At 44.5% G+C, this 7,085-nt stretch carries 2 protein-coding genes; both read right to left on the bottom strand.

Annotated features, from left to right (window positions below; translation table 11 throughout):
- On the bottom strand, positions 1–5,229 hold a 5,229-nt coding region (locus M2R47_RS08820; RefSeq protein ID WP_249102201.1), incomplete at its 3' end, for a two-partner secretion domain-containing protein.
- Between the two features lie 344 nt (positions 5,230–5,573).
- The coding region (locus tag M2R47_RS08825; RefSeq protein WP_249102203.1) for a ShlB/FhaC/HecB family hemolysin secretion/activation protein at positions 5,574–7,085 on the bottom strand (1,512 nt) is incomplete at its 5' end.

Consider the following 7,085-nt stretch of genomic DNA (forward strand, 5'->3'; position numbering starts at 1 on the left):
GCGTACTTTAGATGCAGCTGCTAAAGTCCCCATGAGCTTGGCACGGCGAGAGTCGGTGTCTTGGGTGGCGTCTTTTAAAGTTTTAATGCTTTGTACATCGCCAGCAAGACTGCTGGATACACTGGCGGTGATGCCGGTGGTTTTTTGGGCAAAGCGATGCTTAGTATCGCTCGTCTTGTTTTGACTGGTGATGGTGGCATCGGTTGCCTGAATGTAAATATTGCCCGCGTTACTGTTTTGATCTTTTTGAGCAATAATATCACTGTTGATGACATTTAAGCTGTCGCCACTCATCATTGTGATATTACCCCCTGTTGTACCAATCAGTGAACCAGTATGGGTGGTTTGAGATGACCCTGATTCGCTTTGGGTGCGTTGCTTACCCAAGGTAACTGATGTGGGGGCGGTCGAGAACAAACCTTTTTTGTCAATCTGCGAATATTCATGGGTGCTTTGTGTATTTGCAGCACTGGCGATGGTCATACTGCCAGCTGAGTTTAATACAATATCCTTATCAGCAAGCACATCGGTTGCCACAAGTGTCATGTTGCCACCAGATTTTATCAGCACATTCTCACCGCCAATTTGATTTTGAATGCTGGTATTGCTATATGCTTTATATAGGTTTTGTTCTGTCTGTTTCTTAACTAGGCTATTATTGGATAGTTTGTTTGAATCCTCATGAGTATCAATATGGCGACCCACCTCAAACCTCACATCACCTGTGGCCACAATCGCTGTCGTGCCACCTGATTGTAGATTTGCAGCGGTTGCTGTAATGTCTGCTTGTTCTGCTGTTGTTACCAAAGTCAGATTGCCGCTACTTACAATACCTGACCCCACATCGGTGCTTTGGCTGTGTTTAAAGTAATTATTCTCATCACCAATGGCGTTTACTTGTTTGGTTTGGGTAATGCTGTCTAGGTGAATGTCATTGTGGGCAACAAGCTGAGTACTGCCACCAGCGTTTTGTGTGTTGGCAGCCTTATATAGGATATGATTGCCTGCTTTGATGGTTAGTGTGGTTAGCGGCTTACCATTGTCATCAATTTTGTCTTTTAAACCACTGCCCACTTGAATGCTGGCAATTTGACTGATTTGGGTATCAGATGAGCTGCTTTGTCCTTTTTGATGTTGGTGTGTGATGGTTTGGCTTTGATTGGTGATGTTATTGCCTGCATTAAGGCTTGCTGCACTGTCTGCATAGATGGTGTGCTGGTTGTTGATGTCTTGATCGGCAGTGATGTGTACAAAGTCGCCTTGGATAATGCCGTTGTTATTGACATGATCAGCTTTAATGTTGGTGGTGTTTTGAGCAATGAGGTTGCCATTGTTGTCTAGATTGCCAGCAAGCTGCAAATCAATACTTTTGCCAGTAATACCGCTGTATCTGCCGTCTTTGGTCAATGTGCCTGTTTTGGCATTGCCTGTTTTTTGATAGAGCGTCGGCACCAACACCTCCTCTGTTTTGGTGATGGTATTGCCGTCTTTATCTTTACTCTCATAGCTAACCGTTTGTTTGACCAACCAAACAATGTCGGTGGTTAAGTTTGCCATTTGTGCTGGCGTTAAGGCAATGCCTAGGGTGTAGTGAAACGCTTTGGCATGAGCAATGCCATTGTCCATGAGTGTTTTAAAGGCAATTTCATTATTTTGATAATCACCTAATATGCGTCTGCCTGTTAAGCGTTGGTATTGGTCGCTTAATTGCTGTTGTTCGCCATAACCGTCTGCCAATCGTTTGTGGATGTGATTTGGGTCTGATTGTAATGCTTTTAGCATATAATCAGATGACAGCCAATTTTTGGCATCAACAAAGGCAGGATCGGTCATCAATAACGGCTGATTGGGATTATCGCCACTGATAAGATACAAGGATGAAGTGGGCAAATGGATTGGTGTTGCTGTATTTGCTGATGACATGCCAGTCGCCTTGATATCCACTGGCGGTACAGTTAGTGTCGAGGGCACATCAGGCAAAGTCGCACTTGGCTTGTTTTTTTGACCTGTTTGATGGTCTGTGCTTGCTTTTAAAATAGGCAGCAGATAGCTTGCCAACACCTTGCTTTCATCCGCCTGTGCAACCACGCCACCCCAGCTGTGTCTGTGCCTGGTGCGTGTTGTGTTCCAACCAACAGTATGAAACTGTGAAGTGATGTTGGTGCTGTGCTGAATTTGTCTGCCTACCAGCGTATCATCTTTATCATTACTAAAGTCATGCCCGATGATTTGATGTCCAGCACCTGCATTCATCTGGCTTTTGTCATTGGTCAGATGATTGACATCAAATAGGATATTGCCACCTGCAACCATACGAGCAGGATCAGATGCTGTCGTGCGATCTTCAAAGGTATTGAGCGTTTTTTGGATTCTGTGCCAATCTTCGCCTTGGTTGATTAAATTGCCTTTTTCATCTTTGATATATAGAACAGCATCGCCAAGCCCACGAGATGTTGAGCCAAGCACTACTTGACTTTCTGGATATTCGTGCGTTGTGTTGCTTGGGCGATAAAAGACTTGGTTGGGCTTGGTTTGTTCGTCAAGTTTGATGTTTTGTTTTTGATAATCGGCATTGCTGTTTTGAACAGTTTGACTGGCAATAGACATCTGACCGACTGATTCAATGGTCGCACCATGATTGATGACGGTTTTTGCTTTGCCTGTGGCATACTGATTGCCATCTAAGCTGCCCCCGATGTTAAGCGTACCTAGGCTTGTGATTAAGGCTTGATTGTCGAAGTTTTCATTAAATTTGCCAACACGATCAGGATTGGGCTGATTATTTAAATGATTGACGCCAATATCAAGTCGGTCTCTGGCGGCAATAACAGGGGCAGCATGTTGACTGTCTGCTTGACTGGCTTGTGAGGTGTCTTGTGTACTGGCTAACTTTGCTGGCGTATTATTTAGTGTATCTGCTTGAATGGCAAGATGCGTGCCATAGATACGGCCACGAGCAAGGTTATCGATGGTGTTTTTGGTTTTGATGAGCGTCTGCTCGCCATTGATTAAGCCTTGGTTTGTGATGTTGGTTTGGCTGATGATTTGGGTGTGATAACCGCTTGTCATGCTGCCTGTTTGGTTATTGTCAATGTGACTGGCATTAAGCGTCAAATCTTGATTGGCAGTCAACCGGCTTAGATTTACTAGCTTGCCATCAGTGGTTAATATGAGATTGTTTGCGATCAGCTTGTCATCATCCGTATGAATGTAGTCGGCTTGTTGTGTGATGATGAGATTATCAGCTGCGATGCTGCCGCCGTTTTGTAATTCTTTGGCAGTAATGTCTGCTTGCTTTGCTGCAGTGATACCACCACCTTGATTGATGATGTTGTCCTTGGCGATAAGTGTCATATCACCGCCGCTTGTCAAACTACCTGCTGCATTAATGATAGTAGATTCACTCTCAATCACCATACCATCTTTGGCACTAATATCCCCCTTGCTGTTGTCAAAGCGGGTTAATTGCCAGTTAATATCATCTAAGGCGATTTTACTGTCGGTGTTGGTAAGAGTCTTGGTGTTTAAGGCTTGTGCCTCAATGGATGCTTGATGAGTGTTCTTTGTCTGATTGGCGGCAAGATGGATGTCGCCTGTGGCGGTGATGAGCGCTTGCTCGTTTATGTTGGTTAAGGATTTGGCTGTGATAAAACCATCAGCACTTGGTACTAGGATGGGCTTAGTTGTATCTTTGGTTACTGGTGTGCCAGTGTTTGATGAGTTGCCAGTGTTGGCTGTTGTATTGTCCTTAGAATCATTACCAATAGTACCAGCACTTTGAGCACTGCTGGGTGTAGCAGGTGCATCAAGGGTGGTTTGCTCATACAGACTTTGACCAATTGCAGCCTTGTTGGTGTTGGTGAGTGTGTTTGTGCTGATATTAAGCTTACCTGTGCCTGTTTGAATAAGTTTGCCAGTATTATCAAGCTTACCAGTGGTGAGTTGTAAAACACCACCATAAATGCTGCCTTGATTGTTTAAAGTATCAGTGGCATCAATGGTGGCAGTTTGAGTGCTGTGGATGGTGCCTGTGTTGTTAAGTGTGTTTGTATTGATGGTGATGTCAGCTTGTTCGCTCAGTAGCGTGCCATCGTTTTGAACAGCATGATTATGGGTATTGACGGCAAGTTTGTCTTTGGCAGACATCACACCAGTATTAACAAGATTGCCCTGAGCATCTAATGTTAAACCGCCATTACTCCCAGTACCAGTTGCAAGCACTGCCCCTTGGTTGTTAACGCCAAATCCTTTGTCTGTGCCGACAAGATGAATCTTACCAGCGTACATACCGCCTAAAGATGAAATATCAAGAGCGGCACCTTGCTGTTCTTTATTATTGGTGGTTTGGCTAGCAGATGATACATTGGTTTGTTTATTGGTGGCGTTAAGCTTGGTAAAATCACCTTCTTGAAGACTGATTTGGTTTTCACCCAAGATAACATCAAGCGTATTACCTGCATAAATCTCATCATGGATTTGGGCGGTTTTGGCGATGAGAGCGGCATAATCGGTGCCTTGTAGGTTTAGTTTGCCATTAACTGTGATGTTACTTGCATGATTGCCTCCGACCTCATAGCCTGATGGCTGTCCTTGATGAACCTGGCTGTTTGCTGCTGCCAGATGCACATTGCCTGCATTGATAAAGCCAGCACCGTTGATGATAAGCCCTGATGGATTGGCAATGATGACATCGGCTTTTTTACCTGCAATTTCAATAAAACCACCCAAGTGACTTGGGTGGTTTGAATTGATTTGGTTTAAGATGGTATTAGCTTCGCCACGAGCCATGAAGGGATTGGCCTGTACAAAGCCTGCGATTTGGGTATTTGTTGCTTGACGGTTGTTGTTTAAAACAGCACCAGTATTGCCGACATCAAACTGGCTGTAATGATTGTTAGATAAACCATTGGCATTGGGTGTTTGGATATTGACAGAAACGATGCCACTGGCGGTAGGCAGAATAATCGGTTGTGATGATTTATCGGCAGATGGGTCGGCGATGATGGTGGTTGGGTTGGCATGGGCGATCAAACCTAGACCAAGCAGAAGTGATAGTGTAAGAGTCTTTAAACCAAACCCCAAGCCCAATCCAAACAATGATGTCGTAGAAGGTGCACTACTGACTGTGCTTGGGTTGTCAGATTTGCCATCTGAACGAGTTTTTTCAGAAGTAACTACCAGTCTGCCTAGACTTTTACTAAAGATCACTCGATAACAAAAACGGTTCATGACACACCCACTTATACAACCAGATTCTGCTCTTAATCATCCAACGCATCTGCCAGTTTGCCTATTTTAGCAACAAAATAGCAATATTTGGTAGATATTATAGCACATGCACTTTTAAAAAAACAATGACCAGCCTCCCTTACAATTCCCGGTCTTCTTAAATCAGAGACACCATCCATTTAAAACTGGAATGTGGCTTGCAGCTACATACTTTAATCCAAATAACCACGCATGGCATTCTAGCACAATCACCCTCACCCAACCACCAGCCAAGCCAATGCCTATGATGGCCTGGGTCGGAATTTGCCTGTCTTTGTCTGCCCATTGATTTAAAAACCATGTGGTTAAAACGCCACCCCCAAACTCATCCCACCGACCCAATCTTTATCACCAAAGTATTTAGGCTGTCTGATGGGGTGTCCTGCAAAGAAGTCGTAGTTTAGGCGTAGTGGCTTGATTTGCCCTTTGATGCCGATTGCACCACCGATGAGGGTGTGTCCTAACAGTAGGTTGTCTTGTTCTTTATTGGACATGGCGATACTGCCAGCATCTAAAGCCAGATATAGGCTGTGATTGGATTGTTTGATGGGAAAGCTGACATTTTGGCGAAGGGTTGCTCCCATATCACCTGACAGTGTCCGCTCACCATCAAAGCCATGCACGCTGTATCGTCCGCCAATGCTCATTCGCTCACTGGGGACTAAGGCTTCTTGGGCGTATTGGGTTTTTAGGTTTGCCTGATAACCTGCTTGGTAGTTATCGCTTATTTTGATGGGTGTGGCAAAGTTGAGATTGAGCTTGTAGATAGGGGTTCTATCTGTGCCTTCGTTAAACAGACTCTCAGGTGGTGTCAAGGCATTAAAGGCTCCTGTACCTCGTTGTATGCTGACATCTGTATTTAGCTGACTTTGCCCTAGGCGCGCCTCATGGCGAATGCCTGCCGTCCAGCCTGAGATTTTGCGGCGTTGTACATCGATTTGGGTATCATCAATATGACTTTTTTGTGATTTGGTAAAACCGCCCATGGTAAGCCATGTTTTGCTCTTGGCATCTCGATGTACCAAGTGGCTGGTATTTAGACTCATGTTATCAGAATCACCGCTGTAGAGATAATCTTGATTCACCCCTGCCACGGTTTGATGATAAGTGTAATGACTGGCATTGGCATGAAAGACGGTGTTGTTAATGGGTAGGACATAGCCTAGTCCATAGTTTTTACTGCCGCCTTTGTCGGTCTTATTGGCATATTCGTCTTTATTGATGCGATTGCCCAAATCACGACTGTAGGTCAGATAAAGTAAGTCATTATGCCAAGTGGGGTTGTCAAAGCTAATAGTAGTACTGCCTTGATATTTACCTGTGGTTTTTGAGCCTGAATCATCAAGGCTAAGACTGCCTCGCACTTTTTGTGATGCGGTGTATTTGATGAGTACATCACTTGCTCCCACCTTGTTAGTCTCACTTGGCATGATGGCAAAGGTAGCATCAGAGCTTGGCACGCGTTTTAGGTTTTCAAGGGCGGTTTCAAGCTGTCTGATGTTTAGTACATCACCCTCTTTAAAAGGCAGAGCAGTCTTAAAATTGGCAGGCAGTCCTGCAGAGTCTGTATAAACTGTATAAATAGGTTTGGGGCTACTTAAAGTATCTGCCTTAATCTGTCCGATGACACCTGGTACGATGGTTAAGACAAGCTGACCGTCAGATAAGTTTTGATCGCCGATAAAGACTCTGGTGGTAACAAAGCCACGCTCAATGAGGTGGTTTTGTACATCACGGACAATGCGATGAATGTCATTGATGTTTAAGCATTGACCCAGTACACTACGCTTGCCATGGGTTGATGGTGCTAAAGCAAA

Source organism: Moraxella oculi (genome assembly GCF_023336735.1).
Lineage (GTDB): Bacteria > Pseudomonadota > Gammaproteobacteria > Pseudomonadales > Moraxellaceae > Moraxella > Moraxella oculi.